General features: G+C 54.4%; 13 protein-coding genes and 1 riboswitch. Of the genes, 10 read left to right on the top strand and 3 right to left on the bottom strand.

Annotated features, from left to right (window positions below; all coding sequences use genetic code 11):
• The first annotated feature begins 1 nt into the window (after position 1).
• Both leuC and leuD read left to right on the top strand, forming a co-directional pair.
• On the top strand, positions 2-1,402 hold the full coding sequence (leuC, locus tag PS053_RS18505; protein ID WP_001140678.1) for a 3-isopropylmalate dehydratase large subunit: 1,401 nt from the start codon (positions 2-4) through the stop codon (positions 1,400-1,402).
• 10 nt (positions 1,403-1,412) lie between these two features.
• Positions 1,413-2,018, top strand: a complete 606-nt coding sequence (leuD, locus tag PS053_RS18500) for a 3-isopropylmalate dehydratase small subunit (protein ID WP_025237662.1) — start codon at positions 1,413-1,415, stop codon at positions 2,016-2,018.
• A gap of 105 nt (positions 2,019-2,123) precedes the next feature.
• Here the strand turns inward: leuD and sgrT are convergent, their stop codons facing one another.
• Positions 2,124-2,255 carry a glucose uptake inhibitor SgrT gene (gene sgrT / locus PS053_RS18495; protein ID WP_001248771.1) on the bottom strand — a complete coding sequence of 44 codons (132 nt, stop codon included), beginning with the start codon at positions 2,253-2,255 and terminating at the stop codon, positions 2,124-2,126.
• Positions 2,256-2,343: 88 nt separating this feature from the next.
• Here sgrT and sgrR point away from each other — a divergent pair, with 88 nt between their 5' ends.
• The 4 genes from sgrR to thiQ all read left to right on the top strand — a co-directional run bounded on the left by sgrR (position 2,344) and on the right by thiQ (position 7,415).
• The gene (gene sgrR / locus PS053_RS18490) at positions 2,344-3,999 is read left to right on the top strand and encodes a DNA-binding transcriptional regulator SgrR (protein WP_001139054.1); all 1,656 of its coding nucleotides are present in this window, start codon (positions 2,344-2,346) and stop codon (positions 3,997-3,999) included.
• 33 nt (positions 4,000-4,032) lie between these two features.
• Positions 4,033-4,133, top strand: a riboswitch (TPP riboswitch).
• Between the two features lie 30 nt (positions 4,134-4,163).
• Positions 4,164-5,147, top strand: coding sequence for a thiamine ABC transporter substrate binding subunit (thiB, locus tag PS053_RS18485; protein WP_059244702.1), 984 nt, complete (start codon positions 4,164-4,166; stop codon positions 5,145-5,147).
• Positions 5,123-6,733, top strand: a complete 1,611-nt coding sequence (gene thiP, locus PS053_RS18480; RefSeq protein ID WP_256878694.1) for a thiamine/thiamine pyrophosphate ABC transporter permease ThiP — start codon at positions 5,123-5,125, stop codon at positions 6,731-6,733. The genes thiB and thiP overlap by 25 nt, the downstream gene beginning before the upstream one ends.
• Positions 6,717-7,415, top strand: coding sequence for a thiamine ABC transporter ATP-binding protein ThiQ (thiQ, locus tag PS053_RS18475; protein ID WP_059224190.1), 699 nt, complete (start codon positions 6,717-6,719; stop codon positions 7,413-7,415). The genes thiP and thiQ overlap by 17 nt, the downstream gene beginning before the upstream one ends.
• A gap of 107 nt (positions 7,416-7,522) precedes the next feature.
• Here the strand turns inward: thiQ and PS053_RS18470 are convergent, their stop codons facing one another.
• Together PS053_RS18470 and araC are read right to left on the bottom strand one after the other, a co-directional pair.
• Positions 7,523-8,287, bottom strand: coding sequence for a DedA family protein (locus PS053_RS18470; protein WP_001148389.1), 765 nt, complete (start codon positions 8,285-8,287; stop codon positions 7,523-7,525).
• Between the two features lie 85 nt (positions 8,288-8,372).
• Positions 8,373-9,251, bottom strand: a complete 879-nt coding sequence (gene araC, locus PS053_RS18465; RefSeq protein ID WP_002430306.1) for an arabinose operon transcriptional regulator AraC — start codon at positions 9,249-9,251, stop codon at positions 8,373-8,375.
• Between the two features lie 338 nt (positions 9,252-9,589).
• Between araC and araB the strand changes: the two genes are divergently transcribed.
• From araB to polB, 4 genes are all read left to right on the top strand, one after another.
• On the top strand, positions 9,590-11,290 hold the full coding sequence (gene araB, locus PS053_RS18460) for a ribulokinase (protein ID WP_256878695.1): 1,701 nt from the start codon (positions 9,590-9,592) through the stop codon (positions 11,288-11,290).
• Positions 11,291-11,300: 10 nt separating this feature from the next.
• Positions 11,301-12,803: an L-arabinose isomerase gene (gene araA, locus PS053_RS18455; RefSeq protein WP_059218475.1), complete on the top strand. Its 1,503-nt coding sequence runs from the start codon at positions 11,301-11,303 to the stop codon at positions 12,801-12,803.
• A 114-nt stretch (positions 12,804-12,917) separates the two neighbouring features.
• On the top strand, positions 12,918-13,613 hold the full coding sequence (gene araD, locus PS053_RS18450) for an L-ribulose-5-phosphate 4-epimerase (protein WP_059218476.1): 696 nt from the start codon (positions 12,918-12,920) through the stop codon (positions 13,611-13,613).
• 74 nt (positions 13,614-13,687) lie between these two features.
• Complete coding sequence (gene polB, locus PS053_RS18445) at positions 13,688-16,039, top strand: DNA polymerase II (protein ID WP_256878696.1); 2,352 nt, start codon at positions 13,688-13,690, stop codon at positions 16,037-16,039.
• The last annotated feature ends 141 nt before the right edge of the window (positions 16,040-16,180 follow it).

Here is a 16,180-nt window from a genome sequence, read left to right as displayed (position 1 = left end):
CATGGCTAAGACGTTATACGAAAAATTGTTCGACGCTCACGTAGTGTACGAAGCCGAAAACGAAACCCCGCTGTTATATATTGACCGCCACCTGGTGCATGAAGTGACCTCACCGCAGGCGTTCGATGGTCTGCGCGCCCACGGTCGCCCGGTGCGTCAGCCGGGGAAAACCTTCGCCACCATGGATCACAACGTCTCTACCCAGACCAAAGACATTAATGCCTGCGGTGAAATGGCGCGCATTCAGATGCAGGAGCTGATCAAAAACTGCAAAGAGTTTGGCGTCGAACTGTATGACCTGAATCACCCGTATCAGGGGATCGTCCACGTAATGGGACCAGAACAGGGCGTGACCTTACCAGGAATGACCATTGTCTGCGGCGACTCGCATACCGCCACCCACGGCGCGTTTGGTGCACTGGCCTTTGGTATCGGCACTTCCGAGGTTGAACACGTGCTGGCAACGCAAACCCTGAAACAGAGCCGCGCGAAGACCATGAAAATTGAAGTCCGGGGCAAAGCCGCGCCGGGTATTACCGCAAAAGATATTGTGCTGGCAATTATCGGTAAAACTGGCAGCGCAGGCGGCACCGGGCATGTGGTGGAGTTTTGCGGCGAAGCAATCCGTGATTTAAGCATGGAAGGTCGTATGACTCTGTGCAATATGGCAATCGAAATGGGCGCGAAAGCCGGTCTGGTTGCGCCTGACGAAACCACCTTTAACTATGTCAAAGGTCGTCTGCATGCGCCGAAAGGCAAGAATTTCGACGATGCCGTTGCCTACTGGAAAACTCTGCAAACCGACGAAGGCGCAACTTTCGATACCGTTGTCACTCTGCAAGCAGAGGCGATTTCGCCGCAGGTCACCTGGGGCACCAATCCAGGCCAGGTGATTTCCGTGAACGACAAAATTCCCGATCCGGCTTCGTTTGCCGATCCGGTTGAACGTGCCTCAGCAGAAAAAGCTCTGGCCTATATGGGGCTGAAACCGGGCATTCCGCTGACCGAAGTGGCTATCGACAAAGTGTTTATCGGTTCCTGCACCAACTCACGCATTGAAGATTTACGTGCGGCGGCGGAAATCGCCAAAGGTCGGAAAGTCGCGCCAGGCGTGCAGGCACTGGTGGTTCCCGGCTCTGGTCCGGTAAAAGCCCAGGCGGAAGCGGAAGGTCTGGACAAAATCTTTATTGAAGCCGGTTTTGAGTGGCGCTTACCCGGTTGCTCAATGTGTCTGGCGATGAATAACGACCGTCTGAATCCGGGCGAACGTTGTGCCTCCACCAGCAACCGTAACTTTGAAGGCCGCCAGGGGCGCGGCGGGCGCACGCATCTGGTCAGCCCGGCAATGGCTGCCGCCGCGGCTGTGACCGGACATTTCGCCGACATTCGCAATATTAAATAAGGAGCACACCATGGCAGAGAAATTTATCAAACACACAGGCCTGGTGGTTCCACTGGATGCCGCCAATGTTGATACTGATGCAATCATCCCGAAACAGTTTTTGCAGAAAGTGACCCGTACAGGTTTTGGCGCGCATCTGTTTAATGACTGGCGTTTTCTCGATGAAAAAGGCCAGCAGCCAAACCCGAACTTCGTGCTGAACTTCCCGCAATATCAGGGAGCTTCCATTTTGCTGGCACGAGAAAACTTCGGCTGCGGTTCCTCGCGTGAGCACGCGCCGTGGGCATTGACCGATTACGGTTTTAAAGTGGTGATTGCGCCGAGTTTCGCTGACATCTTCTATGGCAACAGCTTTAACAACCAACTGCTGCCAGTGAAATTAAGCGATGCCGAAGTGGATGAACTGTTTGCGCTGGTACAAGCCAATCCAGGGATCCATTTCGATGTGGACCTGGAGGCGCAAGAGGTGAAAGCGGGTGAGAAAACCTATCGCTTTACCATTGATGCCTTCCGCCGCCACTGCATGATGAACGGCCTGGACAGCATCGGCCTGACCTTGCAGCATGACGACGCGATCGCCGCTTATGAGGCGAAACAACCAGCGTTTATGCGTTAGTTTGTACGCCGCTCGACTCAATCGTCAAAAAGAAAAAAGCCAGCAGGTATTCACTGCTGGCGTGGCGATTAACACCAATACTCAGTCACACATGATGTCCGCAAATCAGTAGTCAGAATCACTCCCCTCCCACTGCATCAGTTCCTCAAGCATGGATAAGCGTTGTGGAGCGCTTAACCAACGCAACCAGCACACCTTCGCAGTCGCGGTAAAATAGTGCTGATAAAACTGGCGCATGGGACACCTCCTTGCTTCATCAATCAGAATTATTGACTTAATATAGGGAAAATAAAATTGCTGGATTTTACGCGGGAGTTCCCCTTTTATGCCTTCTGGTCGTCTGCAACAACAGTTCATTCGCCTGTGGCAATGCTGCGAGGGTAAATCGCAGGACACGACGCTCAATGAACTGGCGGAGTTATTGAGCTGTTCCCGTCGTCATATGCGCACCCTGCTCAACACGATGCAGGAACGCGGCTGGCTGACGTGGGAAGCAGAAGTTGGACGCGGTAAACGCTCGCGTTTAACTTTCCTCTATACCGGGCTGGCGCTCCAGCAACAGCGGGCGGAAGACCTACTGGAGCAGGATCGCATCGACCAACTGGTGCAACTCGTTGGTGATAAAACCGCCGTGCGGCAAATGCTGATTTCCCATCTGGGGCGCAGCTTTCGCCGGGGCCGGCACATCCTGCGCGTCCTCTATTATCGCCCGTTGCGCAATCTGCTGCCTGGCAGCGCATTGCGCCGCTCCGAAACCCATATCGCCCGGCAAATCTTCAGTTCGCTAACGCGCGTAAATGAGGAAAATGGGGAACTGGAAGCGGACATCGCCCACCACTGGCAGCAAATTTCACCGCTTCACTGGCGCTTCTTTTTGCGCCCCGGGATCCATTTCCACCACGGACGCGAACTGGAAATGGACGACGTAATCGCTTCCCTAAAAAGGATCAATACGCTCCCACTCTATTCCCACATTGCAGACATCGTTTCACCAACACCCTGGACGCTGGACATTCATCTCACGCAGCCGGATCGCTGGTTACCGTTACTGCTAGGGCAAGTTCCGGCAATGATCCTGCCGCGCGAATGGGAAACACTCAGCAACTTTGCCAGCCATCCCATTGGCACCGGGCCGTATGCGGTGATCCGTAACTCCACTAATCAGTTGAAAATTCAGGCATTCGATGATTTTTTTGGCTATCGGGCACTAATTGACGAGGTTAATGTCTGGGTATTGCCGGAAATTGCCGACGAGCCTGCTGGCGGTCTGATGCTGCAAGGGCCGCAAGGTGAAGAAAAAGAGATTGAAAGCCGACTGGAAGAAGGTTGCTACTATTTACTGTTTGACAGCCGCACCCATCGCGGGGCAAATCAAGCGGTCAGAGAGTGGGTAAGTTACGTTCTTTCTCCAACCAATCTGGTCTATTTCGCCGAGGAACAATACCAGCAACTGTGGTTCCCGGCATATGGCCTACTCCCCCGCTGGCATCATGCCCGCCCCACCCATTGTGAAAAACCCGCCGGGCTGGAAAACCTCACGCTAACCTTTTACCAGGATCATATTGAGCATCGGGTAATTGCCAGGATCATGCAAAAGATTCTCGCGAGTCATCAGGTCACCTTGAACATCAACGAGATCGACTACGATCAGTGGCATGAAGGAGAGATCGAAAGCGATATCTGGCTTAACAGCGCCAACTTTACGCTGCCGCTGGATTTTTCGCTGTTCGCGCACTTGTGTGAAGTGCCGCTGCTACAACGCTGTATTCCGCTCGACTGGCAAGCCGACGCCGCCCGCTGGCGCAATGGCGAGATGAATCTGGCGAACTGGTGCCAACAACTGGTTGCCAGCAAAGCGATAGTGCCGCTTATCCATCACTGGCTGATTATTCAGGGGCAACGCAGTATGCGCGGCCTGCGCATGAACACTCTTGGTTGGTTTGATTTTAAATCAGCCTGGTTTGCTCCGCCGGATCCATGATTGCTGCTTGATAACAAACTCACTACACTAACGCCGTTCTCAACGGGGTGCCTGCGCTAACGCGCAAGCTGAGAAAATACCCGTCGAACCTGATCCGGATAACGCCGGCGAAGGGATTTGAGGCTCCTTCTCAAGTCCTTTGCCACTCTTCTTTGAGGTGCAAAGTGTTAAAAAAATGTCTTCCCCTGCTGTTGCTATGCACAGCGCCCGTTTTCGCAAAACCCGTTCTGACTGTTTATACCTACGACTCCTTCGCCGCCGACTGGGGGCCTGGTCCGGTGGTCAAAAAAGCCTTTGAAGCCGACTGCAATTGCGAACTGAAATTTGTGGCGCTGGAAGATGGCGTCTCACTGCTGAACCGTCTGCGGATGGAAGGCAAAAACAGCAAAGCTGATGTGGTGCTGGGGCTGGATAACAATCTGTTAGACGCCGCCAGCAAAACCGGGTTGTTTGCCAAAAGCGGCGTAGCGACAGAGGCTATAAACGTTCCCGGCGGCTGGAATAATGACACCTTTGTGCCGTTTGACTATGGCTATTTCGCCTTCGTTTACGACAAGAACAAACTGAAAAATCCGCCGCAAAGTCTGAAAGAACTGGTTGAGAGCGATCAGAACTGGCGGGTGATTTATGAAGATCCGCGCACCAGTACTCCTGGTCTGGGCCTGCTGCTATGGATGCAAAAAATCTATGGCAATGACGCCCCACAGGCCTGGCAGAAGCTGGCGAAGAAAACCGTCACGGTCACCAAAGGCTGGAGTGAAGCCTATGGCCTGTTTTTGAAAGGTGAAAGCGATCTGGTACTGAGCTACACCACCTCCCCGGCTTATCACATTCTCGAAGAGAAGAAAGATAACTACGCCGCCGCTAACTTTAGCGAAGGCCACTATCTGCAAGTGGAAGTTGCCGCCCGCACCGCTGCCAGCAAGCAGCCGGAGCTGGCGCAAAAATTCCTCCAGTTTATGGTTTCTCCGGCTTTTCAGAATGCGATCCCAACCGGCAACTGGATGTATCCGGTAGCAAACGTCGCGCTGCCTGCCGGTTTTGCACAACTGACCAAACCTGCCACCACGCTGGAGTTCACGCCAGCCGAAGTGGCGGCACAACGTCAGGCATGGATTAGCGAATGGCAACGCGCCGTCAGTCATTAATTCCCGGCTGGTTAATCCCAGGATTAAGCGCCGCCACGCTGGTAGTGGCGGTTGCACTGGCGGCGTTTCTCGCCCTGTGGTGGAACGCACCGCAGGGTGACTGGACGGCCATCTGGCAGGACAGCTACCTGTGGCATGTGGTGCGCTTCTCCTTCTGGCAGGCGTTTCTCTCGGCGCTGCTCTCTGTCGTTCCCGCAATATTCCTCGCCCGCGCGCTCTATCGCAGGCGCTTTCCGGGGCGACTAGCGCTGCTGCGTCTGTGCGCAATGACCTTGATCCTCCCGGTGTTGGTCGCCGTTTTCGGCATTCTTAGCGTCTATGGTCGTCGGGGCTGGCTGGCCTCGCTCTGGCATTCGCTTGGTCTGGAGTGGACCTTTTCGCCCTACGGCCTGCAAGGCATTTTGCTGGCACACGTATTTTTTAATCTGCCGATGGCAAGCCGCTTATTCCTCCAGGCGCTGGAAAGCATTCCCGGCGAGCAGCGCCAGCTTGCCGCCCAGCTTGGGATGCGCGGCTGGCATTTTTTCCGCTTCATCGAATGGCCGTGGCTACGGCGACAAATCCCGCCAGTTGCTGCGCTTATCTTTATGCTCTGTTTCGCCAGCTTCGCTACCGTGCTGTCGCTGGGCGGCGGTCCGCAGGCGACCACTATCGAGTTGGCTATTTATCAGGCGCTAAGTTACGACTACGATCCTGCCCGCGCAGCGATGCTGGCGCTGATCCAGATGGTGTGCTGTCTCGGGCTGGTGCTGTTGAGTCAGCGACTAAGTAAAGCCATTGCCCCCGGTACCACGCTGCTGCAAGGCTGGCGCGACCCGGACGATCGTCTGCATAGCCGCATTTGCGACACAGTATTAATTGCGCTGGCGTTGCTGTTATTACTGCCACCGTTACTGGCGGTGATCGTCGATGGAGTAAACCTCCAGTTGCCAGAAGTTCTGTCGCAACCGGTGTTGTGGCAGGCACTGTGGACCTCATTGCGTATTGCACTGGCAGCAGGCGTATTGTGCGTGGTGCTGACCATGATGCTGCTATGGAGCAGCCGCGAACTGCGGGCGCGGCAAAAAATGCTGGCGGGTCAGGCGCTGGAGATGAGCGGCATGTTGATCCTCGCCATGCCGGGCATTGTGCTGGCAACGGGCTTCTTTTTGTTGCTCAACAACACTATCGGCCTGCCGCAATCTTCTGACGGCATTGTGATTTTCACCAACGCGTTAATGGCGATCCCTTATGCGCTGAAAGTGCTGGAAAACCCGATGCGCGATATCACTGCCCGCTACAGCATGCTGTGCCAGTCGCTGGGTATTGAAGGCTGGTCGCACTTAAAAGTGGTGGAACTGCGCGCCCTGAAACGCCCACTGGCGCAGGCGCTGGCCTTTGCCTGCGTGCTGTCGATTGGTGATTTTGGCGTGGTGGCGTTGTTCGGTAACGATGATTTCCGCACCCTGCCGTTTTATCTCTACCAGCAAATCGGTTCTTATCGCAGCCAGGACGGCGCAGTCACCGCGTTAATTCTGCTACTGCTCTGTTTTATGCTATTTACCGTGATTGAAAAACTACCGGGGCGAAATGTTAAAACTGACTGATATCACCTGGCTTTACCACCATTTGCCAATGCGTTTTAGCTTAACGGTGGAACGCGGCGAGCAGGTGGCAATCCTCGGGCCAAGCGGCGCAGGGAAAAGTACTCTGCTGAATTTGATCGCCGGTTTTCTGACGCCAGCCAGCGGTTCGCTGACTATCGATGGCGTTGATCACACCACAACGCCGCCGTCACGCCGTCCGGTGTCGATGCTGTTTCAGGAGAACAACCTTTTCAGTCACCTGACGGTCGCGCAGAACATCGGGCTGGGGCTTAATCCCGGATTGAAACTGAACGCGGCACAGCAGGAGAAAATGCACGCTATCGCCCGTCAGATGGGAATTGATCATTTAATGGTACGGTTGCCGGGCGAGCTTTCCGGTGGTCAGCGACAACGTGTGGCTCTGGCGCGTTGTCTGGTGCGCGAACAGCCCATTTTATTACTTGATGAACCGTTCTCCGCGCTCGATCCGGCACTACGCCAGGAGATGCTGACGCTGGTGAGCACGAGCTGCCAGCAGCAAAAAATGACGCTATTGATGGTGTCACATAGCGTGGAAGATGCGGCGAGGATCGCCACGCGTTCGGTGGTCGTCGCCGACGGGCGCATCGCCTGGCAGGGTAAGACCGATGAGTTGTTGAGCGGTAAGGCGAGTGCTTCGGCGCTATTGGGGATTATGGGTTAGTATGCACTGTCGGATGCGGCGTGAACGCCTTATCCGACCTACGGGTATGCATTTTATAGGCCCAATAAGACGCGGCAAGCGTCGCATCAGGCCTACAAAACGATGCTCTAAACCCCAACCACTTTGCGCAAGATATCGATATATACCGGCATCAGCGGATGGCGAATTAACACCACCAGCGCCACGACACCAATGGCAGAAATCAGCGGCGTCAGCCACAACAAACGGCCCCGCGACAAATAATGACTTAAACGATCGGTTGATTTGCCGCTGCGCCATAAGCGCCAGCACAGCCAGCCACCGACCCACAAAAACACCGCCGTCGCCAGCAGCAGCCATTTAAATTCACCACTTTGCATTCCGCCAGGAATATCAATCGCCGCCCCCGCCAGAATCCCCGGCAGGAAGTAGAACGGCGGCCACAGCAGGCAACCGATAATATTTGGCGTGATAAATTTCACCACCGGCAGATCCAGCATCCCTGCGACCATCGGTACCAGCGGACGCGTCGGCCCGACAAAGCGCCCGACCAGAATGGTAAACATGCTGTGTTGATGCAACGCATGCTCAGTTTTGTCGAGCAACGCTTTATTCTTTTTCAGAAATGACCAGCGATGCAGCGGCTTTTTAAACCGCCAGCCCAGCCAGAAGGAGATCCAATCCCCCATCAGGCAACCAGCAATCCCCGCCAGCCAGGCATGCCAGAAACTTAACTCTCCACTGCCAATCAGCGCCCCCAGTCCCGCCATCAGCACCGTACCAGGCAGAATCAAGCCGACTAACGCCAGCGACTCAAGAAAGGCCACCAATACCACCGCCATCAGCGAATACACGGTAGATTGAGTAATAAAGTGTTCCAGCAATGCTTGCATAATGTGCCTGTAAAATGGACGAAGCAGGGATTCTGCAAACCCATTGCCACTCCGTCAAGCCGTCAATTATCTGATTCGTTACCAATTATGACAACTTGACGGCTACATCATTCACTTTTTCTTCACAACCTGCTCTAAACTCACTCGGGCTCGCTCCGGTACATTTTTTAAATACTCGCGAAAAATAGAGCTGATCGTCAAAACCGACATTACGCCCAACTGTGGCGATAGGCATCCGGGTGGTACTCAATAACAGCTTCGCCTGACTGATACGCTGATCTTCACGCCAGCTTAAAACGCTAATCCCTAGCTGCTGGCGGAACAGGTGTGACAAACGCGACGGTGAAAGGCACACATGTTGCGCCACTCTGGCCACATCAAAATGACTGTCCGCAAGATGATCACTGATGTACTGGCAGGCCTCGCGTACCCGATTATCCATCGGCGGGTGCAACGACTCATTGATAGCCTCCATACGTCGCAGTAATAATTGCTCAAGAAGGTTTATCGCCAGTAATTCTGAATAACGACCTTCTCCTTGCCCGGCATTGATGATTTGCCCAAACAGATCGTTGAAATGAGGTAGCCAGGCATCATCCGGGCGAAAGAAACCGGTATTAGCAAAAATAGCGGGCCAGTTTAGCCACTCCTGCCAGTAGGCGCGGGGGCGAAAATAGACCCACTGGTGATACCACTCACTGGCATCCGGGTGCCGCCCATAGTGGTGGATCTCGCCTGGTGGAAAGAGCAAAATGTCGCCCGGTCGGCAGACAAATTCTTTCCCATTATTTTTCACCACGCCCTTACCCCGAATGGTGAGGTTGAGAATGTATCCCTTCATTCCCAGTGGCCTGTCGATAAAAAAATCGAGATAACCATTCGCTTCGATTGGCGTTAAACCGGCTACCAGATGAGCGTTGAACGAGTAGCCCGGCAGCAGTGGATCATTTTGTGCTTCAGCCATACTTTTCATACTCCTGCCAATCAGAGGAGAAACCAATTGTCCATATTGCACTAAACATCACCTGCTATGCGTCTCTGACAGGCCATCTTCAAAAAGCCAACCGACAAACCCGCTTGTCAAAAGCACTTTGTTGACAGGATATGCATCAGGTATGACAAAAACGCGTAACAAAAGTGTCTATAATTACGACAAAAAAGTCCACATTGAATATTTGCACGACGTCACACTTTGCTATGCCATAGCATTTTTATCCATAAGATTAGCGGATCCTGCCTGACGCTTTTTATCGCAACTCTCTACTGTTTCTCCATACCCGTTTTTTTGGATGGAGTGAAACGATGGCGATTGCAATTGGCCTCGATTTTGGCAGTGATTCTGTACGAGCGTTGGCGGTGGAATGCGCCACCGGTGAAGAGCTCGCCACCAGCGTAGAGTGGTATCCCCGTTGGCAGGAAGGGCAATTTTGCGATGCCCCGAATAACCAGTTCCGTCATCATCCGCGCGACTATATCGAGTCAATGGAAGCGGCGCTAAAAACCGTGCTTGCAGAGCTTAGCGCCGAACAGCGCGCGGACGTGGTCGGCATTGGCGTCGACAGTACCGGCTCCACACCTGCGCCAATCGATGCCGACGGCAATGTGCTGGCGCTACGCCCGGAATTCGCCGAAAACCCAAACGCGATGTTTGTATTATGGAAAGATCACACCGCGGTCGAAGAAGCGGAAGAGATCACCCGCCTGTGTCACGCACCGGGCAACGTTGACTACTCCCGCTATATTGGCGGTATTTATTCCAGTGAATGGTTCTGGGCAAAAATTCTGCATGTGACTCGTCAGGACAGCGCCGTGGCGCAATCTGCCGCATCGTGGATTGAGCTGTGCGACTGGGTGCCCGCCCTGCTCTCCGGCACCACCCGCCCGCAGGATATCCGTCGCGGACGTTGCAGCGCCGGGCATAAATCGCTGTGGCACGAAAGCTGGGGCGGTTTGCCGCCAGCCAGTTTCTTTGATGAACTGGACCCGATCCTCAATCGCCATTTGCCTTCCCCACTATTCACTGACACCTGGACCGCAGATATTCCGGTTGGCACTTTATGCCCGGAATGGGCGCAACGTCTCGGTCTGCCAGAAAGCGTAGTGATTTCCGGCGGCGCGTTTGACTGCCATATGGGCGCGGTCGGCGCGGGCGCACAGCCTAACGCACTGGTAAAAGTTATTGGTACTTCCACCTGCGACATTCTGATTGCCGACAAACAGAGCGTTGGCGAGCGGGCAGTAAAAGGCATTTGCGGTCAGGTTGACGGCAGCGTGGTACCGGGATTTATTGGTCTGGAAGCCGGTCAGTCGGCATTTGGCGATATCTATGCCTGGTTTGGTCGCGTACTCGGCTGGCCGCTGGAACAACTTGCCGCCCAGCATCCTGAACTGAAAGAGCAAATCAAAGTCAGCCAGAAGCAACTGCTACCTGCACTCACCGAAGCATGGGCCAAAAATCCGTCTCTTGATCACCTGCCAGTGGTGCTCGACTGGTTTAATGGCCGCCGCACGCCAAACGCTAACCAACGCCTGAAAGGGGTAATTACCGATCTGAATCTCGCTACCGACGCACCACTGTTGTTCGGCGGTTTGATTGCCGCCACCGCTTTTGGCGCACGCGCAATTCAGGAGTGCTTCACCAACCAGGGGATCGCCGTAAACAACGTGATGGCGCTGGGCGGCATCGCGCGAAAAAACCCGGTCATTATGCAGGCCTGCTGCGACGTGCTTAATCGTCCGCTGCAAATCGTCGCTTCTGACCAGTGTTGCGCGCTCGGTGCAGCGATTTTCGCGGCCGTCGCCGCAAAAGTACACGCAGACATTCCATCAGCGCAGCAAAAAATGGCCAGTGCGGTAGAGAAAACTTTGCAACCGAGCACAACACAGGCTCAACGCTTTGAACAGCTTTATCACCGCTATCAGCAATGGGCGATGAGCGCAGAACAACACTACTTTCCAACTTCCGATCCGGCGCTGGCTGACCAGGCCGTTCCGACTCTATAAGGACACGACAATGACGATTTTTGATAATTATGAAGTGTGGTTTGTAATTGGCAGCCAGCATCTGTATGGCCCGGAAACCCTGCGTCAGGTCACCCAACATGCTGAACACGTTGTTAAGGCGCTGAATACGGAAGCCAAACTGCCCTGTAAACTGGTACTGAAACCGTTGGGCACCACGCCAGACGAAATCACCGCTATTTGCCGTGACGCCAATTACGACGATCGTTGCGCCGGCCTGGTAGTGTGGCTGCACACCTTCTCCCCGGCCAAAATGTGGATCAACGGCCTGACCATGCTCAACAAACCGTTGTTGCAATTCCACACCCAGTTCAACGCGGCGCTGCCGTGGGACAGTATCGACATGGACTTTATGAACCTGAACCAGACCGCGCACGGCGGCCGCGAGTTCGGTTTCATCGGCGCGCGTATGCGTCAGCAACATGCCGTCGTTACCGGTCACTGGCAGGATAAACAAGCACATGAGCGTATCGGCGCCTGGATGCGCCAGGCGGTATCTAAACAGGATACCCGTCATCTGAAAGTCTGCCGTTTTGGCGATAACATGCGTGAAGTGGCAGTCACTGACGGCGATAAAGTCGCCGCGCAGATTAAGTTCGGTTTCTCCGTCAATACCTGGGCGGTTGGCGATCTGGTACAGGTGGTGAACTCCATCAGCGATGGTGATGTTAACGCGCTGGTCGATGAGTATGAAAGCAGCTACATCCTGACACCTGCGACACAAATCCACGGCGAGAAGCGGCAGAACGTGCTGGAAGCGGCGCGTATTGAGCTGGGGATGAAGCGTTTCCTGGAACAAGGCGGCTTCCACGCGTTCACCACCACCTTTGAAGACTTGCACGGCCTGAAACAGCTTCCAGGTCTTGCTGTACAGCGTCTGATGCAGCAGGGTTACGGCTTTGCAGGCGAAGGCGACTGGAAAACCGCGGCCCTGCTTCGCATCATGAAAGTGATGTCAACCGGTCTGCAGGGCGGCACCTCCTTTATGGAGGACTATACCTACCACTTCGAGAAAGGTAATGATCTGGTGCTCGGCTCCCACATGCTGGAAGTCTGCCCGTCGATCGCTGTAGAAGATAAACCGATCCTCGACGTTCAGCAGCTTGGTATTGGTGGTAAAGAAGATCCGGCGCGTCTGATCTTCAATACTCAAACTGGTCCAGCGATTGTCGCCAGCCTGATTGATCTCGGCGATCGTTACCGTCTGCTGGTTAACTGCATCGACACGGTGAAAACACTACACGCCCTGCCGAAACTGCCGGTGGCAAATGCGCTGTGGAAAGCCCAGCCAGACCTGCCAACCGCTTCTGAAGCGTGGATCCTCGCCGGTGGCGCGCACCATACCGTCTTCAGCCATGCGCTGAACCTCAACGATATGCGCCAGTTTGCCGAGATGCACAACATTGAAATCACGGTGATTGATAACGACACCCGCCTGCCAGCGTTTAAAGACGCGCTGCGCTGGAACGAAGTGTATTACGGATTTCGTCGCTAATTAGCCGCATCCGGCATTCAGCGCCTGATGCGACGCTGGCGCGTCTTATCAGGCCTACGCGTTCCGGGCTTGCAGGCCGGATAAGCAAAGCGCATCCGGCACGAAGGAGTCAACATGTTAGAAGATCTCAAACGCCAGGTATTAGAAGCCAACCTGGCGCTGCCAAAACACAACCTGGTCACGCTGACCTGGGGAAACGTCAGTGCCGTTGATCGCGAGCGCGGCGTCTTTGTGATCAAGCCTTCCGGCGTCGATTACAGCGTCATGACCGCCGATGATATGGTCGTAGTCAACATCGAAACTGGCGAGGTCGTCGAAGGTACGAAAAAACCCTCCTCCGACACCCCAACTCACCGGCTACTCTATCAGGCATTCCCGTCCATTGGCGGCATTGTGCACACCCACTCGCGCCACGCCACCATCTGGGCGCAGGCAGGTCAGTCGATTCCGGCAACCGGCACCACCCACGCCGACTATTTCTACGGCACCATTCCCTGCACCCGCAAAATGACCGATGCGGAAATCAACGGCGAATATGAATGGGAAACGGGCAAAGTGATCGTCGAAACCTTCAAAAAACAGGGTATCGACGCGGCGCAAATGCCTGGTGTACTGGTGCATTCTCACGGCCCGTTTGCATGGGGTAAAAACGCCGAAGATGCGGTGCATAACGCCATCGTGCTGGAAGAAGTCGCTTATATGGGGATTTTCTGCCGCCAGTTAGCCCCGCAGTTACCGGATATGCAGCAAACGTTATTGGATAAGCACTACCTGCGTAAGCATGGTGCGAAGGCGTATTACGGGCAGTGATAACTGTATAAAACCACAGCCAATCAACTGAAACCAGGCTATAATCGAGTCTGGTTTTTTATTGGATTTTCAGCGTGACACTGGCAGGTTTTATCTTAACCCGACACTGGCGGGACACCCCGCAAGGGACCGAAGTTTCCTTCTGGCTGGCGACGGACAACGGGCCGTTGCAGGTTACCCTTACGCCGCAAGAATCCGTGGCGTTTATTCCTGCCGATCAAGTTCCCCGCGCTCAGCACATTTTGCACGGTGAACAAGGCTTTCGTCTGACGCCATTGGCATTGAAGGATTTTCATCGCCAGCCGGTATATGGCCTTTACTGTCGCGCCCATCGCCAGTTGATGAATTACGAAAAGCGCCTGCGTGAAGGTGGCGTTACCGTTTACGAAGCCGATGTGCGACCGCCGGAACGCTACCTGATGGAACGGTTTATCACCTCACCGGTGTGGGTCGAGGGTGATTTGCGCAATGGCGCCATCATCAACGCACGACTAAAGCCCAATCCTGACTATCGCCCGCCGCTCAAGTGGGTTTCTATTGATATTGAAACCACCCGCCACGGTGAACTGTACTGCATCGGCCTGGAAGGCTGCGGGCAGCGCATCGTTTATATGCTGGGGCCGGAGAATGGCGACGCCTCCGCGCTTGATTTTGAACTGGAATACGTCGCCAGCCGCCCGCAGCTACTGGAAAAACTCAACGCCTGGTTTGCGACTCACGATCCCGATGTGATCATCGGCTGGAACGTGGTGCAGTTTGATCTGCGAATGCTGCAAAAACTTGCCGAGCGTTACCGTATTCCACTGCGTCTGGGGCGCGATAACAGCGAACTGGAGTGGCGCGAGCATGGTTTTAAAAACGGTGTCTTTTTTGCCCAGGCCAAAGGGCGGCTGATTATTGATGGTATTGAGGCACTAAAATCCGCATTCTGGAATTTCTCGTCGTTCTCACTAGAAACCGTCGCCCAGGAGCTGTTAGGCGAAGGCAAATCTATCGATAACCCGTGGGATCGGATGGACGAAATTGACCGCCGTTTCGCCGAAGATAAACCCGCGCTGGCGACTTATAACCTGAAAGATTGCGAACTGGTGACGCAAATCTTCCACAAAACCGAAATCATGCCATTTTTACTCGAACGGGCGACGGTGAACGGTCTGCCAGTGGATCGGCATGGGGGGTCGGTGGCGGCGTTTGGCCATCTCTATTTTCCCCGAATGCACCGCGCTGGTTATGTTGCACCGAATCTCGGCGAAGTGCCGCCACACGCAAGCCCTGGCGGCTACGTGATGGATTCGCGACCTGGACTTTATGATTCTGTGCTGGTGCTGGACTACAAAAGCCTGTATCCGTCGATCATCCGCACGTTTCTGATTGATCCCGTCGGACTGGTGGAAGGCATGGCACAGCCCGATCCTGAACACTGCACCGAAGGCTTTCTCGATGCCTGGTTCTCACGGGAAAAACATTGCCTGCCGGAGATTGTGACTAACATCTGGCACGGGCGCGATGAAGCCAAACGCCAGGGTAATAAGCCGCTGTCGCAGGCGCTGAAGATCATCATGAATGCCTTTTATGGCGTGCTTGGCACCACTGCCTGTCGCTTCTTCGATCCGCGCCTGGCGTCGTCGATCACCATGCGTGGTCATCAGATCATGCGGCAAACCAAAGCGTTGATTGAAGCGCAGGGCTATGACGTGATTTATGGCGATACCGACTCAACGTTTGTCTGGCTGAAAGGCGCACATTCAGAAGAAGAGGCGGCGAAAATCGGTCGTGCACTGGTGCGACACGTTAACGCCTGGTGGGCGGAAACACTGCAAAAACAACGGCTGACCAGCGCACTGGAACTGGAGTATGAAACCCATTACTGCCGTTTTCTGATGCCAACCATTCGCGGAGCCGATACCGGCAGCAAAAAGCGCTACGCCGGGCTGATTCAGGAAGGTGACAAACAGCGGATGGTGTTTAAAGGGCTGGAAACCGTGCGTACCGACTGGACGCCGCTGGCCCAGCAATTTCAGCAGGAGCTATATCTGCGCATCTTCCGCAACGAGCCATATCAGGAGTACGTGCGCGAAACTATCGACAAGCTGATGGCCGGCGAACTGGATGCGCGGCTGGTTTACCGTAAACGACTTCGCCGTCCGCTGAGCGAATATCAGCGTAATGTGCCGCCTCATGTACGCGCCGCACGCCTTGCCGATGAAGAAAACCACAAGCGTGGTCGCCCCTTGCAATATCAAAACCGCGGCACCATTAAGTACGTCTGGACCATCAACGGCCCGGAGCCGCTTGACTACCAACGTTCACCACTGGATTACGAACACTATCTGACCCGTCAACTGCAACCCGTGGCGGAGGGAATACTCCCTTTTATTGAGGATAATTTTGCTACACTTATGACCGGGCAACTTGGGCTATTTTGAGCAAAAAAAGAGTTCGCCAGAGACCATTTTGATGCGTGACGAATGCTTTGCCATCCAGTACCATAGCGCCCTTTCCATTCCTGGACCTGAATAACGCCACTACCACATTAGTCTGGTAGCGGGTGGTTATTGCCTGCAATT

Source organism: Escherichia albertii (assembly GCF_028622335.1).
Taxonomy (GTDB): domain Bacteria; phylum Pseudomonadota; class Gammaproteobacteria; order Enterobacterales; family Enterobacteriaceae; genus Escherichia; species Escherichia albertii.
Note: the sequence above shows the minus strand (reverse complement) of the source record. Positions and strands in the feature narration are given on the sequence as shown.

Coding starts and splice junctions, on each gene's coding strand:
- leuD (WP_025237662.1), top strand. CDS start 1,413: ATGGCAGAGAAATTTATCAAACACACAGGCCTGGTGGTTCCACTGGAT.
- sgrT (WP_001248771.1), bottom strand. CDS start 2,255: ATGCGCCAGTTTTATCAGCACTATTTTACCGCGACTGCGAAGGTGTGC.
- araA (WP_059218475.1), top strand. CDS start 11,301: ATGACGATTTTTGATAATTATGAAGTGTGGTTTGTAATTGGCAGCCAG.
- leuC (WP_001140678.1), top strand. CDS start 2: ATGGCTAAGACGTTATACGAAAAATTGTTCGACGCTCACGTAGTGTAC.
- PS053_RS18470 (WP_001148389.1), bottom strand. CDS start 8,287: ATGCAAGCATTGCTGGAACACTTTATTACTCAATCTACCGTGTATTCG.
- thiP (WP_256878694.1), top strand. CDS start 5,123: ATGGCAACGCGCCGTCAGTCATTAATTCCCGGCTGGTTAATCCCAGGA.
- araC (WP_002430306.1), bottom strand. CDS start 9,251: ATGGCTGAAGCACAAAATGATCCACTGCTGCCGGGCTACTCGTTCAAC.
- thiQ (WP_059224190.1), top strand. CDS start 6,717: ATGTTAAAACTGACTGATATCACCTGGCTTTACCACCATTTGCCAATG.
- araD (WP_059218476.1), top strand. CDS start 12,918: ATGTTAGAAGATCTCAAACGCCAGGTATTAGAAGCCAACCTGGCGCTG.
- araB (WP_256878695.1), top strand. CDS start 9,590: ATGGCGATTGCAATTGGCCTCGATTTTGGCAGTGATTCTGTACGAGCG.
- sgrR (WP_001139054.1), top strand. CDS start 2,344: ATGCCTTCTGGTCGTCTGCAACAACAGTTCATTCGCCTGTGGCAATGC.